The sequence below is a fragment of the Pseudoalteromonas sp. CST2 genome (assembly GCF_028599385.1).
GTDB classification, from domain to species: domain Bacteria; phylum Pseudomonadota; class Gammaproteobacteria; order Enterobacterales; family Alteromonadaceae; genus Pseudoalteromonas; species Pseudoalteromonas atlantica.
Window position 1 is genome coordinate 245,630 of record NZ_JAQREO010000004.1, and the last position, 23,325, is coordinate 268,954.

The 23,325-nt window shown below is 39.8% G+C and carries 14 protein-coding genes; 9 read left to right on the plus strand and 5 right to left on the minus strand.

The genetic code is table 11. The annotated features are described in order from the left end of the window. Nucleotides 1-35: 35 nt before the first annotated feature. Genes PSH41_RS08045 through dinG form a run of 4 tightly spaced genes read right to left on the minus strand, consistent with a single transcriptional unit; the run spans nt 36 to nt 4,392 of the window. The gene (locus PSH41_RS08045; protein ID WP_273588939.1) at nt 36-932 is read right to left on the minus strand and encodes a histone deacetylase family protein; all 897 of its coding nucleotides are present in this window, start codon (nt 930-932) and stop codon (nt 36-38) included. Further along, the gene (locus PSH41_RS08050; protein ID WP_138579832.1) at nt 932-1,540 is read right to left on the minus strand and encodes a primosomal replication protein; all 609 of its coding nucleotides are present in this window, start codon (nt 1,538-1,540) and stop codon (nt 932-934) included. The genes PSH41_RS08045 and PSH41_RS08050 overlap by 1 nt, the downstream gene beginning before the upstream one ends. Next, nucleotides 1,541-2,317 (minus strand): TSUP family transporter, encoded by a 777-nt coding sequence (locus PSH41_RS08055; RefSeq protein ID WP_024033710.1) that lies wholly within the window; start codon nt 2,315-2,317, stop codon nt 1,541-1,543. It lies immediately after the preceding gene. Continuing rightward, nucleotides 2,317-4,392, minus strand: a complete 2,076-nt coding sequence (gene dinG / locus PSH41_RS08060) for an ATP-dependent DNA helicase DinG (protein ID WP_273588938.1) — start codon at nt 4,390-4,392, stop codon at nt 2,317-2,319. Before dinG ends, PSH41_RS08055 begins: the two co-directional genes overlap by 1 nt. A 232-nt stretch (nt 4,393-4,624) precedes the next feature. Here dinG and PSH41_RS08065 point away from each other — a divergent pair, with 232 nt between their 5' ends. From PSH41_RS08065 to PSH41_RS08090, 6 genes are all read left to right on the plus strand, one after another. Continuing rightward, complete coding sequence (locus PSH41_RS08065) at nt 4,625-6,967, plus strand: DNA polymerase II (protein WP_273588937.1); 2,343 nt, start codon at nt 4,625-4,627, stop codon at nt 6,965-6,967. A 245-nt stretch (nt 6,968-7,212) separates the two neighbouring features. Next, nucleotides 7,213-9,834, plus strand: coding sequence for a TonB-dependent receptor domain-containing protein (locus PSH41_RS08070; RefSeq protein WP_029774024.1), 2,622 nt, complete (start codon nt 7,213-7,215; stop codon nt 9,832-9,834). A gap of 67 nt (nt 9,835-9,901) precedes the next feature. Next, nucleotides 9,902-10,768 carry a class I SAM-dependent methyltransferase gene (locus PSH41_RS08075; protein ID WP_273588936.1) on the plus strand — a complete coding sequence of 289 codons (867 nt, stop codon included), beginning with the start codon at nt 9,902-9,904 and terminating at the stop codon, nt 10,766-10,768. A gap of 477 nt (nt 10,769-11,245) precedes the next feature. Further along, complete coding sequence (locus tag PSH41_RS08080; RefSeq protein WP_273588935.1) at nt 11,246-14,038, plus strand: TonB-dependent receptor domain-containing protein; 2,793 nt, start codon at nt 11,246-11,248, stop codon at nt 14,036-14,038. Nucleotides 14,039-14,190: 152 nt separating this feature from the next. Continuing rightward, nucleotides 14,191-14,493, plus strand: a complete 303-nt coding sequence (locus PSH41_RS08085) for an H-NS histone family protein (protein WP_004585960.1) — start codon at nt 14,191-14,193, stop codon at nt 14,491-14,493. Nucleotides 14,494-14,670: 177 nt separating this feature from the next. Continuing rightward, complete coding sequence (locus tag PSH41_RS08090) at nt 14,671-16,422, plus strand: DEAD/DEAH box helicase (RefSeq protein ID WP_273588934.1); 1,752 nt, start codon at nt 14,671-14,673, stop codon at nt 16,420-16,422. A gap of 16 nt (nt 16,423-16,438) precedes the next feature. Here PSH41_RS08090 and PSH41_RS08095 read toward each other — a convergent pair whose 3' ends face one another. Continuing rightward, entirely contained in the window at nt 16,439-16,774 is a 336-nt protein-coding gene (locus PSH41_RS08095) for a ribonuclease E inhibitor RraB (protein WP_024033700.1), read from the minus strand. Nucleotides 16,775-17,011: 237 nt separating this feature from the next. Between PSH41_RS08095 and PSH41_RS08100 the strand changes: the two genes are divergently transcribed. The 3 genes from PSH41_RS08100 to PSH41_RS08110 are packed head-to-tail and all read left to right on the plus strand — an operon-like array spanning nt 17,012 to nt 23,300. Next, complete coding sequence (locus tag PSH41_RS08100) at nt 17,012-18,715, plus strand: autotransporter assembly complex protein TamA (protein ID WP_443197757.1); 1,704 nt, start codon at nt 17,012-17,014, stop codon at nt 18,713-18,715. Continuing rightward, nucleotides 18,715-22,398: an autotransporter assembly complex protein TamB gene (gene tamB, locus PSH41_RS08105; RefSeq protein ID WP_273588932.1), complete on the plus strand. Its 3,684-nt coding sequence runs from the start codon at nt 18,715-18,717 to the stop codon at nt 22,396-22,398. The genes PSH41_RS08100 and tamB overlap by 1 nt, the downstream gene beginning before the upstream one ends. Before the next feature lie 20 nt (nt 22,399-22,418). Continuing rightward, on the plus strand, nt 22,419-23,300 hold the full coding sequence (locus PSH41_RS08110; RefSeq protein WP_273588931.1) for a peptidylprolyl isomerase: 882 nt from the start codon (nt 22,419-22,421) through the stop codon (nt 23,298-23,300). Nucleotides 23,301-23,325 lie beyond the last annotated feature (25 nt).

Here is a 23,325-nt window from a genome sequence, read left to right on the forward strand (position 1 = left end):
TTATAGAGTCCGTTTATTTGAGTGTATACTAAGCACTAAAATAAATCGATAGCAGCTTTAAATAGTTGTTTATGAACATTAATTAACGCATTTAAATTACGTTGATAACCGCCACCTAAAGCGCACATAAGTGGGATGTTATGGGCTTTGCAGTAGTTAACAATAAAATGATCGCGCGCATAAACCCCTTCAAGCGATACGTTAAATAACCCTAGCTCGTCTTTTTCGTAAATATCAGCCCCTGCGTTATATAAAATAATATCGGGGTTATGAATACGCACGCAAAATTCGAGGGCTTGTTTTAACGTTGTTAAGTACTCGGTATCTGATGTGTTGGCAGGTAGGGCGAAGTCGTAATCGGAGTGTTGCTTTAGGCGCGGAAAATTTTGCTCGCAATGGATAGAGCAAGTAATTATAGCGTTATTATGTTGCGTAACTTGTGCCGTGCCATCGCCTTGGTGTACATCACAATCAAATATTAATACGGTATCGGCTTGGTTTGTATTGATTAAATGCGCGCCAGCCACAGCCAAGTCGTTAAAAATACAAAAGCCACTGCCGTAATCGCTATATGCATGATGATAGCCACCACTTAAATTAGCGCTAAAACCATATTTTAGTGCGTATTCGCTGCCTTGAATACTGGCCCCGACTGAAAGTAGCGTACGATCTACTAATTCGCATGAATACGGGAAACCCATTTTTTTAATTGCTTTATTACTGAGCGTGGCGTTTAAAAAATCATTTATGTAGCCTTGGCTATGGCACAGTGCAAGCTGCTCGGGCGTTGCTTTGGTTGGTGTATTAAACTGTGTAGTCCCAAAGCCTAAGCGTTCTATTTCTGCTTTTAGCATTTGGTATTTTTGAATAGGAAAACGGTGGCGCTCAGGAAGCGTTAAAGCACTGTAAAGCGGGTGGTAAAAAAGCTGCATTAGCGTAATTGTTGTTTTTCGACTTGTTGAATTTTATCTTCGGTGGCCGAAATAGCTTTACGGCAGCGGCCTAAACGCGCATGCGTGGTTAAAATTTCCATATTAAGTTTTTGCGCTTGCGCTGGGCTGGCTTTTTCCATTTGTAGTTTACGCTCTTCAATCATTAACACTAAGCGTCGTTCAAACTCGTGGTTTTGTTTAAGCTCGTCGTATAGCTCGTGCGACGATTGCATTATTTTTTTTACGGCTTGCTTATAAACCGTATTTTTTGGCCTAGGTTTGTACTGGCTTTTGTTTTCTTTTGCCCAGATGGGGGTCGATTTAATAACACTAAATACAGCTTGTACTTGATTACCTATGCGCTCGAGTGCATAAGCATAAGCATGGCGATGATCACTGGGTGGTAAGCTGGTAATTTCGTCTTCAATTTCTGCTACGTAGTCAGTTAAGTTCATGCTTTTAGTACTAAATACGCCGCGGTCAAATAAACTAGGCTGCGCCTGCATATAGCGGTTTTTAGAAAACAACTTTGCGCTATCAAATTGCTCAGCTTGTTGTTTAAGCGTAGCAACTTGTTGGCGTAATTTATCTAACGCGTGGGTTTGCATTTACAAATAAGCCTCGTAAATCAGTTTTAATGCTAGCAGTATAACCATAGTGTTAAAAACAGGGCGAATAAACTTACCGCCAAAGCGAATGGCTGAGTGAGCACCAATCCAAGCACCTAACATAATAAAAAAGCCCATGATAAGGCCTAATAAAAAGTTTACATGACCAAGTGCCACAAAGGTAATAAGTGATATAAAATTAGATACAAAGTTCATTGAGCGGGCTAAACCACAGTTAAGCAGTAAGCTCATTTTATAAAATAAACTATTAGATGCGGTCCAAAAAGTACCGGCGCCTGGGCCTGCTACGCCATCAAAAAAACCTAACGCTAAGCCCTGTAACCACTGCTTTAGTTTAAGTATTGGTGTTACTTTTGGTAAATCATCGCCCTGTGTGGTGCTTAAACTACCAAACAAGCTATAACAGGCCACCATAATAATAATGATAGGCAAAAGCTTATTTAAAAATTCAATACTTAAGTGATCGACTATTAACGTACCAATCACAGCGCCTATGGCTGTAGCAAAAATGGAATTTGCCCAAAATTTAGGACTAAATAGATTTTTTTTATAATACGTGTAGCTGGCCGTTAATGAGCCAAAGCTTGCCGCAAGCTTGTTGGTGCCAAGCGTTACATGCGGTGGCAAGCCAGCGGTGAGTAGTGCAGGGACTGTTAATAAGCCACCGCCGCCGGCAATTGCATCAATAAAGCCAGCAGCAAGGGCCGCGGCACATAAAACTGCCAATGTTGTGGGATCTAAAGCAAGTTCAAACATTAATAATCTATTTGTCTTTTAAAAGGTGGTAAGGTGTCGAGCATGGCTTTGCCGTAGCGCTTGGTAATTAAGCGTCTATCGAGAATGGTTATACGGCCTTCATCGCTCTCTTTTCGCAGCAGTCTACCACAGCTTTGTACCAATTTCTTTGCTGCATCGGGCACCGTAATAGACAAAAACGGATTACCGCCTTTACTTTGTACAAATTCGGCTTGGGCTTCTTCTATTGGTGATGTAGGTACTGCAAACGGTATTTTTGTAATTATTAAGTTTTCTAAATATTTACCAGGTAAATCAAGCCCTTCTGAGAGGCTTTGCGTACCAAATAAAATACTACCTTTACCGCTATCAATATTTTGGGTGTGTTTTTTTAATAATGCCTCGCGCGACATTTCGCCTTGCACTAATAAGTTAAAACCTTTTGTTCTAAGAAACTTAGCCACATGGTCCATTTGCCAGTACGATGCAAACAACACCAAATTAGCTTTTTTTGTGTTTAAGTACTCAGGCAAGGTTTGCGCTATATGGTCACTAAATGCTTTGTCGGTTGGCTCAATTTTACTTACCGGAATACGCAAGGTTGCTTGTTTAGGGTAATCAAAAGGTGAGGGCACTTTAATAAACTTAACGCCTTCTTCTTTTGCTAAGCCGCTTTCATAGGCAAAGTGGTCAAACGAACCAAGAGCGCTTAAAGTTGCCGAGCATAGTACCGCCCCTGCGCATTCATTCCATAGCTTGTCTTTTAAGTAGTAGCCAACTTCGATAGGGCAATCACTTAATAGGTGATCGTGATGGTTTTTATATTCTAAACGTTTGATCCACCTTGCGTGAGGTGTGCCTTCGCCTTTATTTGCATAGCTATACCACAGCTTATTTAATTGCTCTAAGCGGTTTATATAGTGTCCGCTTTCGGCTAAGACAGGGTCGGCAACGTAGGGTTTTATATCGCCATCGCTTACATCTTGAGTGAGGGTATCGTGCATTTTATTTAAACAACGCAGTGCATCTAGAGTGGCGTCACTTATATCTTTAGCTTTGTTGTGCAATGATTTTGGTATTTCGCCATGCTCAAAACGATATGTATCGTCTTTTGAGTATTCAAAGTCGGCATTATCGAGAATATCACGCACCACTTTTAAGTCTTTATTAGCATCGTTAATGCTATCGCACAATTTGAAATTTTGACCAATGGCCTTTTGACCCACTAATACCTTAGACATTTTGCCACTAAATTTGGTGAGCTTATCTAGCCAATCAATGGTGCCTTTAATAGTGGCCGCTGCCGATGAAAAGTCGCGGGTAATATGTGCAAGGTGGTGCGCTTCATCTATTACATAAATGGTGTTATCAGGTTCGGGTAAAATTTTACCGCCCCCTAAATCCAAATCTGCCAGTAGCAGTGAATGGTTAATAACAAGCACATCCATTTGCATAAGCTGATTACGAGCAAGCTGAAACGGGCAGGTTTGATGGGCTTTCATTTGGCGTTGGCAAGCGTGTTTATCGCATGCGATTAAGTTCCACACTCTATCGGGTATGGTGTCGGCCCAACTATCTCTGTCGCCTTGCCATTTTTTATTTACATAGGCATCGTAAAGGCCTTTTAAGCATTTAGTTTCCATATCACTTAGCGGCGAGGTAAGTGTGGGCATAAACTCCATTTGCGTTTGGCTATCGCCATTAACAGCGTTATGTAATTTATGGGCACATATATAGCGTTGCCTACCTTTTACTAGGTCAAACTTAAAGTCGAGCCCTGAGTGTTTTTTAAAAAAAGGCAGCTCTTTTGCTATTAATTGCTCTTGCAGGGCCACGGTTGCAGTAGAAATAACCAGCTTCTTTTTTTGAGCAAGGGCTAGCGGTAACCCGCCCAAACAATAAGCAAGCGATTTACCAGTCCCTGTGCCAGCCTCAATAACACATATTCGCTGTTTTTTATGGTATTCGCCAGCCAGTGTTTTTGCTATTTCGGCAACAAGGTAGTTTTGGCTACTGCGTGGGCGGTAATCAGTAAGGTTACTAGCCACATGCTGGTGTACTTGCCTAATTGTTTTTTTTAGTTGGTCAGAAAGCATGGGGAGATAAACCTAAAATATGTATATAATTACAGTGTATGGATTTTAGAGTTATAACCGTGTAACTACAAGCAAGGATGAAATTAATTTAGTAAATTAATGCGGCAATTTTTTAAGTTTATAAATTACTCCCTATTATGGCCTGTTTATATTTTGAGGTTGAACAATTTTCAATCCTTAACGTTCATGGCCCTAAAGTAGAAAAACAAAATATAAGTAAGGTTTATTGATAGTGTATTTAACATCTGGTTTTGTACTTTCTGCACAAGCGCACGATAGCGCTCAGGGTTTACAATATGAAATTTGGTTTGCTACCGATAATGGACCAATAAAGACAATTTCTGAGAATGAAACCGCACTATTTTTTATAAAAAACTCAGATACAAAAGCAGCTCAAGCTATTTTATCTGCCGAATCACTAAACTTTTTAATTAAACCTCTTTCACTTAAAAATTTTCAGCAGCAAGATATGTGTGGCTGTTACTTTTACTCACTCAAACACTTTTATAGCGCGAGCAAAGCGTTAAAAAGTCGCGGTATTACACTTTATGAAGATGATATAAGGCCCATTGAGCGTTATTTAATGGAGCGCTTTATTAAAGGCGGGGCGTGGATCACGGGTAAACGAGTGGATCATGCACATTACACTGAAATTTTAGATGCTAAATTAAAAACCAACGCTGACTATACGCCTGTGCTTTCTAAGTTGTCACTTGATATAGAGTGCAATGAAAGTGGGGTGTTGTTTTCTATTGGCTTGGTAGGCTGTGGTTTAGATTGCGTAATCATGATTGGAGAGCCTGAGCATCACGACCCAGTGATTGGTTATACTATTATATGGTGCGCAGACGAGGTTGCACTATTACAGCAACTTGTAACACTTATTAAGCAGTGCGACCCAGATATTATTATTGGGTGGAATGTTATTGAGTTTGATTTTGCAGTTATTTATGAGCGCTCTGTGGCACTTGGGGTAAAACTATTACTAGGAAGAGGAAACCTTCCTTTATATGTTCGAAAAGGCCATTTTACACGGGTTTCTATTCCCGGGCGCTGTGTAATTGATGGCATTGATACTCTAAAAAATGCCACTTATAGTTTTGAAACTTTTTCACTTGCTAATGTAGCTAAAGAAATTTTAGGTGAGTCTAAATTAATTGAATCTAGTAACAGCTTACAAGAAATTATTCGTCAATTTAATGAAGATAAAATCGCGCTTGCTAACTACAATCGCCAAGACTGCATACTCGTTAATAAAATCTTCGATAAGCTAAAACTTCTCGATTTTGCTGTTATTCGCACACAATTAACAGGCCTTGAGCTGGAAAAACGCGGCGGCTCAGTGGCGGCTTTTGTAAACATGTATTTGCCTTTATTACATCGCAGCGGTTATGTAGCACCTAATATGGGCGACCATGGGCTGACGTTCGAAAGCCCAGGTGGTTATGTTATGGAGTCGGTACCGGGGCTGTATAAAAATGTCATAGTGCTTGATTTTAAAAGCCTGTACCCCAGTATTATGCAAACCTTTCATATAGACCCGCTTGGACTAATAGAAGGGATTGAAAACCCTGAAAACAGTATTGAAGGGTTTAATAACGCATTATTTTCAAGAGAGCAGCACCATTTACCAGCGCTTATAAAAAGCCTAGCGCTACAGCGCCAGCGGGCAAAAGATAATCACGATTTAATGCTATCCCAAGCGATTAAAATAATAATGAACAGTTTATATGGTGTATTAGGCTCACAAGGCTGTCGTTTTTATGACCCTCGACTCTCAAGCTCTATTACTTTGCGTGGTCATGAGATAATGCTGCAAACTAAAAAGTGGATTGAAGAGCAAGGTTACAGTGTTATTTACGGAGATACAGATTCGACCTTTGTAAAACTAACGGATGATTTAAGTGTTGAGGCCTGTAATAAAATAGGTAAACAGTTAGCTAAACACATAAACACATTGTGGCAGCAAAACATACACGCTAAACATAATTTAACTAGCCATTTAGAAATAGAGTTTGAATCGCTTTACAGCCCATTCTTTTTACCCACCATAAGAGGTAAAAGCGTGGGGTCTAAAAAACGCTATGTGGGGCAGTTAATAAAGCCGGATGAATCAAAATTGGTTTTTAAAGGCTTAGAAACCGTAAGAAGTGACTGGACTAAACTGGCTCAACAGTTTCAATTTGATTTATTTACCCTCCTTTTTGATCAACCAGAGCAAATAAATGACCTTGTAAACGATTACATTAGTAAACTTTTACGCGGCGAATTTGATCATTTGCTGGTTTTTAAAAAACGTTTAGGTCAAAACTTAACCGACTATCAAAAAAATATCCCTCCTCATGTACAAGCAGTAAAAAAATTTCAGAAACAAAATAGTGAATTTACGCTAAAAAGAGGTGAATTTGTTACATTTGTTTACACAACCCACGGTGTTGAGCTGTATCAAGGGCTGCATAGCTACGACTACCCATTGTATATAGACAAACAAATTGTACCTCTATTAGAAATGGTTACGCAATTTGTTAACGTTAACGTAAACAGTTTCGAGCTAAAACAGTTCGAACTATTCTAATTTGTACCTATTAATGCAATTTTTGATTACATAACCCACGCTTTAGCTTTATTTTTGTACAGCTATTCCTCATCTAAGCTAAAAAACAATAAAAAAACCTTTTTTAATTAATATTTGGTTAACAGTAGTTGGCTTTTAGATATTTTTTGTTTAGTATTTGGTTTAGTCGCTGTTAACAAACTGTGACAACAAAAAATAATTAAATAATAGTCGCTTCTAACAAGTGGTGACCCAGGGAGAATCAAATGTTAAATAATAAAGTTTCAAAGGCAGTTCGCTTAGCGATTGCGTTTGGTGCAGTATCAACAGCTGCATTTTCGTCAAGTTCATTTGCTGCAGAAGAAGAGTCTGCAGAGAAAGTAGAACGCATCCAAGTAACTGGTTCACGTATCAAACGTACAGATTTAGAGGGTGCTTCTCCGGTAGTATCTATTACTTCTGCTGATATCAAGCTAGAAGGTGACTACACAGTTGCAGATGCACTACGTTCTAGTTCATTAAACTCATTCGGTTCGTTCTCAGAGCGTTCTGGTAGCTCAGCACAATCTCAAGCAACTATCAATTTACGTGGTGCTGGCTCACGTCGTACTTTAGTACTTTTAAATGGCCGCCGTTTCCCAGGTTCACCAACATTAGGTGGTGCTTCTGCTAACCTTAATGCTATTCCAATGGCTGCTGTTGAACGTATCGATATCATGACTGAAGGTGCATCTTCTATTTATGGTTCTGATGCAATGGCAGGTGTTGTTAACGTAATTATGAAAGAGAACTTTGAAGGTTTAACTTTCAACATTGGCGCGGGTCACCGTGACCAAGATGAAGGCACTACTTCAACTGAATTTTCTGTAGTTGGTGGTGTTTCAAACGATAAAGGTAACATTACATTCTCTTTCGATCACCAATCTCGTAAAGGTATTTCAGATGCTGACCGTGACTACACTAAAGCTCAGCTTGGTGATTTAGACGGTGATGGCGACATTGAAGCTTACACTGCAGATACTGTAGGTTGGTCATACTTTGGCGCTACTGTACTTTCTCCAGATTTTGCTACAGCGTCAGCTTCACTTTTATGTGATGATTTAATCTCTGAATACGGTGAAGATACTTTCCGCCGCGTTGATGCAAACGAAGATTGGGGCCCAGGTTCTGAGTACTGTATGTATGCATTCGCTAATGTATCTTACAACACAGCATCAATTGACCGTAACACATTATATGTTAGTGCTAACTACGAGCTAACAGACGACATAGAGTTCTTTGCTCAAACAATGTTTGTACAAAACTCTTCATTTGGTCGTTACGCTCCACCGGCTGCAGCATGGGAAAACATGGCAGCTGATAACCCGCATAACCCATACGGTGAAGACGGTGCATATGGTTTATTCCGTTGGGTAGGTATTGGTACACGTGATGGTAACGTAGATGATTACAACCAAGATTTAACAGCTGGTTTACGTGGTGACTTAGATTGGAACAACGCTTCTTGGGAAGTTTACTACCACCACAATAAAGCAGATAACAAATCTGTAGGTGAGTACTACCTTTCTTACAGTGGTTTAGCATACAACGAAGCTAACGATATCGATTTAGGCTCTGATGAAGGCATTGCCAACATGAAGTCGACTACGTTACAAAACTCAGGCTCTACTTTTGACCAATACTTTGCTGGTTTAGGTTTTGACTTATTTGAACTACCAGGTGGTGCTGTTGCTCACTATGTAGGTGTTGAATATTTTGAACAAACTTACGAAGATATTTACGATGGTCAATCTGAAGCTGGCTTAATCGGTGGCTCTGCAGGTAACTCTTCAATGGGTGACCGTGATGTGACAGCTGTTTTCTTCGAATCAGTACTACCAGTTTCTGATACAGTAGAAGTGAACTTAAAAGCTCGTTACGATGATTACTCTGACTTTGGTGACAACGTTGCTCCAGCAGTATCTGCTCGCTGGCAGGTTGCTGATAACGTAGTGATTCGTGGTTCATACTCTGAGTCGTTCCGCGCGCCAGGTCTAGATTTACTTAATGCAGCACGTACATTCTCTGCTGAATCTGCAATCGATTATAATAACGGTTCTACTACATCACGTCAGTACAACACATACTATACTCAGAACTCAGAACTTGAAGCTGAGACTTCAGATTACATCAACTTAGGTGTGGCATGGGATGTAAACGATAACTTAAGCTTTAAGTTAGATTACTTCCAACTTTCTATTGATAACGTTATTCAGTCTAAATCTCTACAGGGCTTATTATCTGATGAGGCTGCTGGCCTAATCACTGCAGTAGGTGTTGATACAGATACGTCTGATGAAACTTTCTACCTTAAGCGCTCTGCTTCAGGTACGCTAATCGAAGCAGGTACTTCTTACTTTAACGGTGCTGGTTTTGAAATCGAAGGTTTTGACTTCACTATTAATGCAAACGTAGAGACTGATTTTGGTGACTTCCGCTTTAACAATGTTAACAGTGTAACACTTTCGTACGATTCTGAAGTGGGTGGTGTTGTACAAGACACTGCTGGTTGGTCTGGCCAACCTGATCTTAAGTCAGTAGCAACAATTTCTTGGTCACTTGATGATCATACAGTATCTTGGAACTCTACTTACACAGCAAGCACGTCTGAAACTGAAGTTGATGAAGATGGCGATGGTTTCTACGAGCAATCAGGTGATTTAGACAGCTGGTTAATCCATAACTTAACTTACAGCTACAATGCAGGTCCTTACGGCGCTGTAACATTTACTGTAAGTAACTTAACTGACGAAGACCCAGTTCTTTCTTCAGCTGGTACATGGGATAACCAAGACCTTTACAACAACTTTGGTCGTGATTACCGTGTAAACTACTCAATTAGCTTCTAATATTAATTAGAAACAGGTTGATATATAGGGCTGAATTTATTCAGCCCTTTTTTTATGGGGATTTTTTATGGAAAATTATTGGAGTGACTATTGGTCTCAAGGGTATTTAACTTCATTTGGGCAGGATATTAAGAAAAACTATACAGGCAAGCTAAAGCAGAGCTGGACAAGTTTTGCTACTGAGCTTAGTCCACAGTGTAAAATACTAGACATAGGCACAGGCAATGGTGCACTGATACAGCTTATACACGATAGTAGTAAAGATCAGCTGAGCTTTATTGGTATTGATAAAGCAACAGTGGCAAAGAGCGTTACAGGCGTGCCCGACTCTAGTATTTTATCAGATGTAAGTGCAGAGTCCTTACCTTTTGAAAATAATGAATTTGATGCGATAGTGGCTCAATTTGCAATTGAATACAGTGAACTTTCAAAAAGTATTCCTGAATTATTTAGGGTATTAAAACCAGGTGGGTTATATCAAATTGTTTGCCATGAAATAGACTCAGATATAGTTAAACCAAATGTGCTTATACTGGAGTCTGCTGTTCGCGTACGTAGCGACTTGTTAACCCCCTTAAAGCAGCTAATTGATGAGTTAACAAAAGGTGATAATGCTCAGGTAAATAACTTGATAAAAACAATAAATAACCTTATCCAGCTTGAAAGGGAAGTACATCCACACGCAGTTAATGGAACACGGTATCCTGACTTTTTTCAGTTTATTTTGAATAATAGAAAAATAGATTTAGAACGCGCCTATCAATTATTTACTCAAGAGCTTGAGGGGCTGACCTTTAGGCTAAATGACTTAAAGCAAGCGGCGTTAAATTCACAGAAAATTAGCCAGTTGTTATTAGGCAATAGAATATCTAAAGAGGCTTTAGTTGACTCTAATAATGAATATATTGGAACGCTTTACAAGGGACGCAAATAGATAGCTCCATCACTCAAATGTGTTCTGTGCATTAATAACCTAGCAGCTTTGATGGTATTTCATAGGCCGTATGAGCTGCATAACCCACCCCTTCTAGCTTTGTCGCGACTTGTTAAACAATATTTCAATCACATTGTCATTTATAAATTTTAAATTATCTTGTTAATACTTTTAAAAATATTAATAAATAAATTTATTTTGGACTTTATGCCTAAAAATACATCGTTCCGATTTTTGGTATATTTAAATTTAATTGTTTGTCCCTTTTATTGAAATAAACTCTAGTTAATTATATTTAAAGTGGTGTGAATTATTGGTTTTTAATGTGTTGACTATGTTTATATATTGATAATAACATTTACAAAAGAAGCGATGCTTTCACTTCTTATGCTATTCATTTAATAGCTAAAATAATAAATATATAAATAAAATTCTTTCAGGGAGAATCACATGTTAAATAATCAAGTTTCAAAAGCAGTGCGCTTAGCAATTGCTTTTGGTGCAGCATCTGCAGCTGCGTTTTCAGCAAGTTCATTTGCTGCAGAAGAGGGTGTTGCTAAAGTAGAACGTATTCAAGTAACTGGTTCACGTATTAAGCGTACAGACGTAGAGACACCAGTACCTGTGACTATCATCGGTAGAACTGATATAGAGCAAATGGGTGCATTGAACGTAGCTGACGTTTTAAACCAATCACCTGTTGCTATTGCTGGTGCAGATCAATCTAACTCTTCATTCAGTACTTCTGGCGTAGGTTTAAACACAACTTCACTGAGAAACTTAGGTGAAGCGCGCACTTTAGTATTGGTTAACGGCCGACGTTTTGTATCTGGCCGTTCGCCTTCAAGTGGTTATGCCGTTGATTTAAATGCCATTCCTGCCTCAATGATTGAGCGTATCGAAATCTTAAAAAGTGCTTCTTCGGCTATATATGGTACAGATGCTGTAGCCGGTGTAGTAAATATTATCACTCGGGACAACGTAGAGGGTGTGGAAGTTAATGCTCAAACTGGTATATCAGGCGAAGGTGATCGCGAAAAGTACTCGCTAAACTTGACCGCCGGTAACAGATGGGATTCTGGTAACGTAACCGTTGCTATTGGTTATGATGATGACAAAGGACTGAAGCCTTCTGACCGTGCATTTTCTGAGTTTGATGAAGCGATACTACTTGATGAAAATGGTAACGAGTATGTAGGGAAGGTATTCTCTTCGTATACTCCTCAAGGTAGAGTAGGCTCATATAATGCTGATGGCACCCCTTATACAGGGCTTGAAGGTGGTGATGCGTTTAACAGAGCGGATTATCGACAGCTTGTCACGCCTCTTGAAAGAAAGTACGCTGCCCTTAACATCAAGCAAGAAATTAATGATGAAGTTGAATTTTTTGCTGAAATGAACTGGAATTCATCAAAAACTTATAACTCGACTATTGAGCCAACACCATTTTCTACTAATGATGTATTCTTACCAGAGCGTGGCGGAGAAGGTGGGATAAAGCTAAGTAATCCTATGGTTCCGGAGTTACTTCGTGAAAATCTCCTTAATGACGGTTATGGACTAGATGATAACATTCCTGAGCTAGTTCGCCGTATGGTTGAGTTCGGTGCTCGTTCTACTGATTTAGAGCGTGATACTGTTCGAATTGCAACTGGTATAGATTGGATGATCAATGATGACTGGTCATTAAATACTTATGTATCTTGGGGTAAAACGGATCAACGTCAAGACAGTGGTGGCCAAGTTAACATTGAAAGAGCAGCACAAGCTTTTGATGTAGTGCAAAACGACGATGGTTCACTTCAATGTGCAAATGATTTAGCTGTTTTACAAGGTTGTGTACCTTTAAATTTATTTGGTGAGGGTTCTGTTTCAGCAGAGGCTGTTGATTACGTTAAAGTACCTGCCAAAATTGCTGGCCAAACGGAGCAATTTATAGTTTCAGCTTCTTTAGTTGGTGAGTTACCTGTTGAACTTGCAGGCGGTCGAATTGGGGTAGCTATGGGGGCTGAACATCGCCTAGAAAGTGGTTTCTTTAACCCTGGTGATTTAGCCCAAACTGGTGCGTCAAGTACTAACCGCTCACTACCAACTGATGGTAGTTACTACTCTAACGATTACTATGTAGAAACAATATTACCTATTTTAGATAATCTTGAGCTTGACTTAGCTGCTCGCTATTCAGATCACGAAATTGTTGGTGGTCAAACAACATGGAATGCGGGTATTCAATATTCACCAATTGATACATTGAAATTTAGAGCTTCAGCAGCAACAGCTATACGTACACCAAACATTGCTGATTTATTTGGTGGAAGAGGCGAAACTTTTGCTAATGTTACTGATCCATGTAGCGGTGTAACGGCTTCTTCGACAGGTAATGTAGCTCAGAACTGTTTATCAATTCCTGAGATTGCAGCTCGCGTTGCTGCAAATGGCTCGTTTGAATTAACACAAACAGAAGCACAAAGCACTGGTGGTTTCATTGGTGGTAATGAAGAAGTTCAAGAAGAAACTGCAGACACATATAGCTTAGGTGTTGTGTGGCAAGCAACTGAAGAGTTTGCTTTAACAGTTGATTACTATGATATCTCTGTGGAAGATGCTATTTCAACGACAAGCCGTACTACAGTACTAAATCGTTGTTTTGATGTAAGTGCTGCTGACTTTGATTCAACTTGTGGTGGAAATTCTTTACGTGACCAAAATGGTGCTTTAGTTGAAGTTAACTCAGGAACAAGTAACGAAAATAATATTGAAACTGCTGGTGTAGATATTGAATTAGCGTACAAGATTGATACTGAGCATGGTGAATTTGGTGCAAATCTGATTTGGAATCACCTGATAAAATATGATGAAACAGGAATCATAAGTGGTGAAACAGTTGAAAAAGCCGGTCAAGTATTCACACCAGATAACAGAGCTAATCTTAACTTAAGCTACGGCCTAGAAGATTTAAACCTTTCGTGGCGTATGCGTTACTGGGATCGTTCAAAGGATAGTGTTGATGGAGGTAACTTCAACTACACAGACTTTACTCCTCTAGAGAAGTATAACGAATTCCCATCAGTTGTTTATCACGATATTTCAGCGGGCTATAGCTTCTCTGATAGTACAAATGTGACATTAACTGTTCGTAACTTATTTGATAAGCAACCACCAGTTGCTAACCAAAGCTCTTCTAGCGGTGGTACAGGTATTAATACAGTTTCTGAAGCATATGATGTAACTGGTAGATACTTACAATTAAGTCTAACTACTAAGTTTTAATTAGTTATTAAATGTTAAAGCCGTGATTTTAATCACGGCTTTTTTTTAAACTCTAAAAAGTAGCTAATACTTTCTTCTCGTAGCCTATTTTCTATTTTAGGCTTATACTAAAAAGGAATTAAAATCTAACCCTATAATTTAGCGAGATATAAATGAAAGAAGTTCGATCTTTTATTAAAACAGCATCATTAACTGAGCTAGAAAAAGCACAACAATTAATCACTGATGCGATTGCAAAATATACTGAGCAGCTACAAGCTAAACAGGAAGTGTTGGATCTTTTAAAAGAAAAAGGACTTACGTTAGAAGATTTACAAGACGGTACTGCAGATAAACGTACTAAAGTAAAAGCTAAGTATCGTATTGAAGTAGATGGCGAAGTGATTGAATGGACCGGTCGTGGTCGTCGCCCTAAAGCGTTTGAAGGTGTTGATTTACAAAAGCACCTAGCTTAATAAAGTAACAGAGAAGCTACGGCTTCTCTTTTTAATGGCGTATAACTTAATAACTAAACTTAGGCTAAGGCTTACGCTTTGTACGCTAGATTTAATTGGCCAAAACTTACCTTAAACTCCCCGCAGTCGCTTAGTATTTGTTAAACTGCATTTCTGGTTATTCTATTTACTATTTTCATGAGCTATAAATTAAGGCCGTATCAGCAAGAGGCCGTAGAGCGCACTGTTTTACATTTTCGAAAAACAAATGATCCTGCCGTGATTGTACTGCCTACCGGTGCGGGTAAAAGCCTTGTTATTGCAGAGCTTGCGCGTATTGCTAAGCAAAAAATTTTGGTGCTTGCACATGTTAAAGAGTTGGTAGAACAAAACGCACAAAAATATAAAAGTTTTGGTTTAGAAGCGAGTATATTTTCAGCAGGGTTAAAAGAAAAATCACTCAGCCACCAAGTTACCTTTGCCAGTGTTCAGTCTTTATCGCGTAATTTAAATAAATTAAATGAGCATTATTCTTTGCTTATTATTGATGAGTGCCACAGAGTAAATGGTGATAAAAAAAGCCAATATGGAAAGGTTATAAATACGCTCAAAGAATATAATCCTCAGTTAAAAGTATTGGGTTTAACGGCCACACCTTATAGATTAGGAATGGGGTGGATATACCATCATCATTACCATGGTTTTGTAAAAGGTAATAAAGAAAGTCCATTTAAAAACTGTATATTTGAATTACCGCTCAGGTATATGATCAAACATAATTACTTAACGCCGCCAAATGAAGTGGACGCGGCAATTAGTCATTATGATTTTTCGTCCTTGGCTACTAATGCGTTTGGTCAATATACGACTGATGACATGAATGCGCTTTTAAAAAATAGTGAGCGCGCAACGCAAGCTATACTGAAGCAGGTAATACAATGCAGCGAAACCCGCCAAGGCGTGATGATATTTGCGGCAACGGTTATGCACGCGCAAGAAATTTTAACTTATTTACCCGCAGAGCAAAGTGCCCTTATAACTGGCGATACCCCCAATGCAGAGCGCGATAAATTAATAAATCAATTTAAACAAAAAAACATAAAATACCTCGTTAATATTTCTGTTTTAACCACCGGATTTGATGCGCCGCATGTCGATTTTATTGCTATTTTACGTCCCACCGAATCGGTTAGCTTATACCAACAAATTGTTGGCCGTGGGCTTAGGCTAAATGAAGGAAAAACAGACTGCTTAGTTATAGATTACGCAGGCAACGGCTTTGATTTATTTCACCCTGAGGTGGGCGATAAAAAAGGTGATAGCGATAATGAGCCCGTTCAAGTGCTTTGCCCTGGGTGTGGGTTTGCAAATATTTTTTGGGGAAAAACCGATGCTGATGGCAAAGTAGTTGAACATTTTGGCAGGCGCTGCCAAGGTTTATTAGAAGAGGACGAAGGCCATAAAGAGCAATGCGATTATCGGTTTAGGTTTAAAGAGTGCGAACAATGCGGCGCTCAAAACGATATAGCAGCTCGTAAATGCCATGATTGCGGCGCAGTAATGGCCGACCCCGACGACAAGCTACGTAACGCCCTTAATTTAAAAGATGCGTTAGTACTGCGCTGTAGTGGGTTATCAGTGGTAAAACTTAAAGATGACTTAATTAAAATAACCTACTTTGATGAAGATGGTGCAAGTTGCGATGAGGTCTATAACCTTGCCAGTAAAGGCGGGCAGTATATTTTTAATAAACAGTTTGGTAAACGCCTAGGGCAGGGGCAAGCGCCTGTCGAATTTAAAAGTGCTGAGCAGGTTATAAAGGCACAGTTTGATTTAGTGCCCCCCGATTTTGTTATCGCGCGTAAAAGTAAAAAGTATGGCTGGAAGGTATCTGATAAATTATTTGATTACTCTGGCAACTTTAGAAAAGCTAATCAGTTAAGCGGTTAAGCTTAACTGATTTTTGTTAAGCGGCGTCTTCGTCCATTAAACCCCAGCCATCGCCATAGCCATTATAACTATTAGCAATACTTTCAAGGTATTGCTCTGCTTGGCCAAGCAATGTGTGCTCTGGCACCATTTGTACATGAGTAATCACTTCCCACACGCCAGTGTCTTTACATTTTTCAACGTTTGCGCTTTGTACTAATGCATCAGAGATTATTTCTTTGGCAAATTTTTCAGCATCAGCTTGTTGTTCAAATAAAATGAAAAAATCGATTTGGTGCATTTTGCTTAAATCAACGCCAGCAGCGGCTATTTCGGCTAAAAGTTGGCCGTTATCATCATCAGGGAATTGCATTAAAAACTCATTTAAAATTAATTTTGTATTCGTAGCCACTATTGTAACCAAAATATTGCTTTAAAGCGTATTAATTTTAACTTTATAGGCTTTAAAGGGGAGTGAAATTTGGTGCAAGATTACCATTAAGTTAATGTGTTGCTCATTATGGCTATGGTAGTATGCAACTCATTGGTGGTTAAATTTTAAAGAATAAAAAGTAAGGATATTTACTTGTTCAAACAGTTATTACGTTTTGTGTTTTTTTTAGCTTTTTTTATAAGCACTCAAGCCAGCGCTGAGCAAAGGGTAATTGAAGATTACGAAATTAAAGGGATTAGTGGCGAGTTAGAAAGTAACGTTGAGCTCTATTTAAAACAACTGGTTGGCGAAAAACCCACCAGAACCTTGCGCCGCTATGCTAAAAAGCAAGTGCAAAGCAGTATTAAAGCGCTGGGGTATTACAACCCAACGGTAGACATTGAGTTTGATAAAGACGACAAAGAGCTTATCGTTAAAGTAGAGCGCGGCCCTGCAACGCGCATAGAAGCTATTAATATAACGCTTAATGGTGAGGGTAAAAACGACTCGCAATTACAAAACGTTATTAAAAACTTAAATTTAACCCAGGGCGATGTTCTTAATCATGGCAGGTACGACTCAGCTCATAAAAAAATAGAGTCAATGCTATTAGAGCTAGGCTATTTTGATGCTAAATGGCCAGCCCGAAAGCTTGCGGTATCAGTGCAAAAAAACAGTGCCGTTATTACATTTAATATAGATACCGGCGTGCGCTACACGTATGGCAATATAACCATTGCCAGCGAAACCCCCGCAGAAAAATACATTCGTTCACTTGCACCTTTTACCCAAGGGCAAGCTTATAAAGCCACACAAATTGCCGATTATAACCTTGAGCTCTCAAGCACACCGTATTTTGCAAGCGTGCGTATTTATGCCGATATACCAGCAAGAGCCAACGGACAAGTGCCTATAAATATTGATGTGCTACACAAACCTGCTAATAGCTACGAAGTAGGCGGTGGCTTTAATACCGAGCTGGGGCCGAAAGTGCGTTTTAAATGGAGTAAACCCTGGATCACAGAAGATGGGCATTATCTGGAAAGCAATTTAAATGTAGCTGAGAAACAGCAAGATATTTCTATGGCGTACACCATTCCGGTAGATGACCCTAACGACGATTTATGGCGTTTATCAGTGGGTTACAAGTTAGAAGATGAACTTGCCGATGACATATACAGTGAAATACTGACCGGCCAACTGCAACGCCAATGGTTAACTGAAGATAAATGGGTACGCACGGCCTTTTTACGTCGAGACCAAGAAACATACCGCATTGGTGATGAACCAGAAGAAAGCACCGAAATGCTTATGCCCGGTATTAGCTATGCCCGCAAAAAGTCAAAAGGAGGCACAACGCCTTATTGGGGTGAGCAGTGGCTAATTTCGGCTGAGTTTGGTTTAGATGATGTACTTTCAACCACCAACTTAGTGCGGGTGCAGCTGCAGCATGCGTGGCTGCGAACCTATTTAGATAAACACTTAGTTTTTTTAAAAGCGAACGTGGGCGCCATGCTGGTCGATAATATTGAAAACGTACCTTACTCGCTGCGCTTTTATGCCGGTGGTGACCAAAGTGTACGTGGTTTTGCTTATCAGTCTATTTCTCCTGAAGATGAAGACGGTGATTTAATCGGTGGTAAATACTTACTAACCAGTACTATTGAATACAATTACCAATTTGCACAAAATTGGCGTGCAGCTTTATTTGTTGATGGCGGTACTGCCACAAATGACTTTTCGGACGACTTTGAAGTGGGCGCAGGCTTTGGCTTTCGTTATTTAACACCCATTGGCCCTGTAAAAGTAGACCATGCATGGGGGCTTACTAAAGAAAGTAAAAGCACACGTTTAAGCATTACCATAGGGCCAGAAATTTAATGTCAGTATTTAAAAAAATATCCGCCGCCGTCATCGGCGTTTTAATCACGCTTGCCGTTATTATATTTTGTTTGTTATTTACTGCGCCCGGTAATCAATTTATTGCTTATAGTGCCAATAAAATGGTGGACGGCTTACATATCGAGATTAAAAAAGGGCGTTTTTTATATAACAACCCGTTTAATGTGAGCTTTAAAAACCAAAGTACAGATTTTAAAGCGCAGCAGCTTAAAATAGATTTATTTTGGTGGCAGTGCGATGGCCTATGTATTGAAAATGTAAGTGCGCGGTCAATCAAACTTGCCCTTGGCAATGCACCCGAAGCCACGCAACAGAGCACCTCAGAGCCATTAGCTAAAATTACGTTTCCCTTTAATATTGCCGTTAAAAATGTAGCAATAAACGAATTTGTATTAAATCATTCCAGTGCTGATGTAACCGTAAATAACTTTACCCTTGCAGCGAAAGCTGAAGATGCAACCTTAGCACTAAAAAGCCTAACTATTAGTGATGTATTGGTAAAGCTTAAAGAGCAACCCGCCTCATCTAATCAAGCAACGGCTAATCAAGGCCAGGCGCTAACAGCGCTGCCTGCGTTACCAGATATAGAATTTACATCGCCCCTTAATTTACGGGTAGAGCAGTTTGACGTTAAAAAGGTAGATATTGAGCAAGGTGAGCAAACTCACACAATCGAAAATATAGCGCTTGTATTAAATGTAGAAGATGAAAAAGTTAACTTACAAACGCTTAGCGCGCAGTACCAACAATGGCAACTAAATACAGAGTTAACTAGTGAGCTTGCAGGTAACTTACCATTAAACGCTAAAGTAGCGCTAAACAGTGACTTGCACCAAGCGAATTTAGCGTTAAGTGGTGACCTATCTGATTTAAATATAAATTTACACACGACTGGTCAGTACCCATTAAATCTAACGGCAACGGCTAATTTAAAACAAAAAAATTATCCGTTTGAACTTACCGGTAAAGTTGAGCAATGGTTGATCGACGCTCAAAGTAACGAGCTAAAAGTAAATAATGTTGATTTATCAGCCTCGGGTAATGCGGATGATTACACGCTAAGTTTAAAAGCGCATAGCCAATTAGGTGCCTATCCAGCTGTAGTATTAAACACGCAATTAAACGGCTCGCTTAGCCAAGCGCAGCTAAGTACCTTAAGCCTAAAAGCAAACGACAGTAGTGCAATATTTAAAGGTAATGTTAATTGGCAAAAGGGCATACAAGCCGACTTTACCGGTTCGTTAAATAGCTTAAAAGCACAATACTTAACAGATGCGCTTACAAGTAATATTTCTGGCCAGCTAGAAGGGCGCTTTAACAGCGAAGGGCAAAACTGGCACTTGCAAATGGATAATACACAACTTGCAGGTACACTGAACCAAACACCGCTTGAATTTGCCTCAAACTTTACACTTAACAATACGCTAAAAGCCAACATAGACAGCCTGTATTTAAGTAGCGGTGCCAATAAATTAACCTTGAGCGGGCAAGTTGACGACACTTGGCAGGTTGACGGAAAAGTAACACTGACAGGAAATGAGCAAACTAATCTGCCATTTGTTGCAAACGGTAAGGCCGATTTAAAAGTTAGAGGACCCCGTTTAACCCCCGCCGTTGATTTATCGTTATTACTCGATAACTTTATTTATAACGACATAAACGTTAATAAACTCGCCCTTAAAGGTCAGCTCGATACAGCCGCAGATTGGCAAACCGATGTGAGCTTAAACGTAGGCTCAGCAATGGTTGCTGATCAGGTAATTAATAGTGTTGAGCTAACTGCCACTGGCGATAAAACCGACCATCAGCTGGTTGCCGCCATAGATGCAGAGCAAGGCGCTGCTGAACTTGAAGTAACCGGTAAGCTCAATAATGACGTGTGGAATGGCTCGCTCAGTAATATAACGCTAAGTGATAAAAAACTCAGCTTTAGTAATAGTAAAAAAATTGCGGTGATGTTTAATACCCAAACCAGCGATTTTGATGTGAGTGCGCATTGTTGGCGATCAAACAAAAGTGAGCTATGTATTAACACCCTTGCGCAAACTAAAAACTTGGGCCAAATTAATGCTACGTTGAGCAATTTAGCGCTTGAAGAGCTTAAACACTTTTTACCAGATAACATGCGTACGCATGGTGATATAAGCGGCGACTTTGCTGCAAATTGGAACGAGGGCGCATTAAAAACACTTCGCGCTAATTTAAATGCGCACGACCTTGTTGCTGTTCTTACCTCAGAGGAAGACCGGTTTAGATTACCCATCGAAACGCTAAAAGTCAGTGCCTACACTGATTCTCAAACGGGTAAGCTAGAGGCCGATTTACGCTCAAGTGTGCTAGGTAAAATAGCCACCGAAATTAATATTGATGATATTCAAAATCAGCAAACATTAAACGGTCACCTTAATATAGATAAAATATTGCTATCAGACTTACATCCATTTCTCGAAACCCTTGAGCAATTAAAAGGCGATATAACAGGAAACGTGGCAGTTGCTGGCACTTTGCAAGACCCACTATTAAATGGTGAGCTAAATGTCAGTGATATCAATTTAGAAGGTGAGCAGTTGCCGGTGGTATTGCAAAAATCTAATGTAAATATTTTATTTGATAAAACCACCGCCACAATTAAAGGTAATTTAAACGACACCCAAGGCGGTAAAATCAACCTAACCGGCGACGTAGATTGGCAAGGTGCACAGCCTGAGGTAAATGTAAGCGTTAACGGCGAGCAGTTTTTTGTTCGCGCGCAGCAAGGCGTGACGTTTAAAGTATCGCCTGATTTAACCATTGGACTTGCAAATAATGCATTAAAGCTGTCTGGCGAAGTGATTGTGCCTTATGGCAGGGTAATGATTGAAGAGCTGCCAGAGGGCGCCGTTCAAGTGAGTGACGATGAGATTATTGTTGATCAACAAACTGAAACGGCAGAAAACGTGCCGTTTGATTACGATGTAAATTTAAAAGTGATTGTTAAAAACGATGTAAAAATAGAATCGTTTGGTCTTGAGTCGAAGATAGCGGGTGATTTAGCCATCAAAATGAGCCAAGGTGCCCCTATAATTGCCACCGGCGAGCTAAATTTAATTGATGGTACGTATTTAGCTTTTGGCCAAGATTTAATTATTAGTACTGGGCAAATAGGGTTTAGTGGCTCAATTGAGCAACCGTTTTTAAATATTAAAGCCATCCGTAATCCAGACACCACAGCAAACGATGTTGTGGCTGGTGTTACGCTTACTGGTAACGTTGAGCAACCTACCTTAAAAGTGTTTTCTGAGCCGGCAATGGATCAAGCACAAGCGCTGGCCTATTTACTCAATGGGCAGCCGCTAGGCGAGGGCGACAGTTCAAGCGATGCTATGCTTACTCAGTTATTGCTCTCACAAGGGGTGAGCCGTAGTGAAGGCGTTGTATCTAAAGTTGGCGAAACCATTGGTTTATCTGATGTAAGCTTAAGTTCAACGGGCTCTGGCGATAACACTAAGCTTGAAATATCGGGCTATGTAGCGCCTAGCTTACAAGTTAAATACAGCGTAGGGGTATTTGACTCGCTCAGCGAGGTCGCTATTCGCTATCAGCTGCTTTCGCAATTTTATGTAGAGATCACCAGTGGTTTAAATCAAAATGTTGATTTACTCTATAAGTTTGATTGGGACTAAATAGGCAGTATAAGGATTATATGAAAGGACTATATTTAGCAGCACTAATAACAGGATTAACTGGCTGCGCCCAATACACAGAGCAACACGCGGGCACTCAACAAACCCCAACCCGTAGCGCAAGCGAGGTAATAAAGCACGCTAAAGCGCACGAATGGCGAAATGTAGACAAGCAAAATGTTTTAAAAATTACGCTGCCTACAGGGGCGGCTTATGTTGAGCTTAACCCACAGCTTGCAGCTAAACATACTGCGCACATAAAACAACTTGCACGAGAAGGCTTTTATAAAAATACCCGTGTTTATCGTTTTGTTGAAGGGTTTGTAGCACAAGGTGGCGACAGCTCAGGCAATAAAGCAATTAAAACGGCTAATAAAACTGTGCCTGCAGAGTTTTACCATAGCACCACACAGCCGCTTAAAATTACAGAGCTGCAAGGTGATGGGTACGCGCCTGTAACGGGGTTTTTAAACGGTTTTGCTGTCGCACAAAACGCCTCTAATACACAAACTTGGCAGGTACATTGCCACGGTGTGTTTGCCATGGCGCGTGGCAATGAGATAAACAGTGCAAGCACTGAATTTTTTGTCACCATTGGCCAAGGTCCGCGCTACCTTGATAAAAATATTACCGTATTTGGAAGAGTGCTTGAAGGTATGCAGCACTTTAATCGTTTACAGCGTAAGCCTGTTGCTAATACGCCATTTAACCCAATTACAAACATTGAGGTATTAGCCGATATTAAGCGTGATAAAAGCACCTTTAATGTTATGAAAACAGACTCGCAATCATTTAGAGAATTGATTGAGGCGCGAAAAAATCGTACCGAACCTTGGTTTGTATACGCCCATAATTATATTGATGTGTGCGCAATGCCTATTCCGACTAAGCGCATTGATTAGCTTATAACGGGTATAAAAAAGGAGC

Excerpts from the sequence above, each read along its gene's own strand:
- PSH41_RS08045 (WP_273588939.1), bottom strand. The coding sequence starts at position 932 with ATGCAGCTTTTTTACCACCCGCTTTACAGTGCTTTAACGCTTCCTGAG.
- PSH41_RS08050 (WP_138579832.1), bottom strand. The coding sequence starts at position 1,540 with ATGCAAACCCACGCGTTAGATAAATTACGCCAACAAGTTGCTACGCTT.
- PSH41_RS08055 (WP_024033710.1), bottom strand. The coding sequence starts at position 2,317 with ATGTTTGAACTTGCTTTAGATCCCACAACATTGGCAGTTTTATGTGCC.
- dinG (WP_273588938.1), bottom strand. The coding sequence starts at position 4,392 with ATGCTTTCTGACCAACTAAAAAAAACAATTAGGCAAGTACACCAGCAT.
- PSH41_RS08070 (WP_029774024.1), top strand. The coding sequence starts at position 7,213 with ATGTTAAATAATAAAGTTTCAAAGGCAGTTCGCTTAGCGATTGCGTTT.
- PSH41_RS08075 (WP_273588936.1), top strand. The coding sequence starts at position 9,902 with ATGGAAAATTATTGGAGTGACTATTGGTCTCAAGGGTATTTAACTTCA.
- PSH41_RS08085 (WP_004585960.1), top strand. The coding sequence starts at position 14,191 with ATGAAAGAAGTTCGATCTTTTATTAAAACAGCATCATTAACTGAGCTA.
- PSH41_RS08090 (WP_273588934.1), top strand. The coding sequence starts at position 14,671 with ATGAGCTATAAATTAAGGCCGTATCAGCAAGAGGCCGTAGAGCGCACT.
- PSH41_RS08095 (WP_024033700.1), bottom strand. The coding sequence starts at position 16,774 with ATGCAATTCCCTGATGATGATAACGGCCAACTTTTAGCCGAAATAGCC.
- tamB (WP_273588932.1), top strand. The coding sequence starts at position 18,715 with ATGTCAGTATTTAAAAAAATATCCGCCGCCGTCATCGGCGTTTTAATC.
- PSH41_RS08110 (WP_273588931.1), top strand. The coding sequence starts at position 22,419 with ATGAAAGGACTATATTTAGCAGCACTAATAACAGGATTAACTGGCTGC.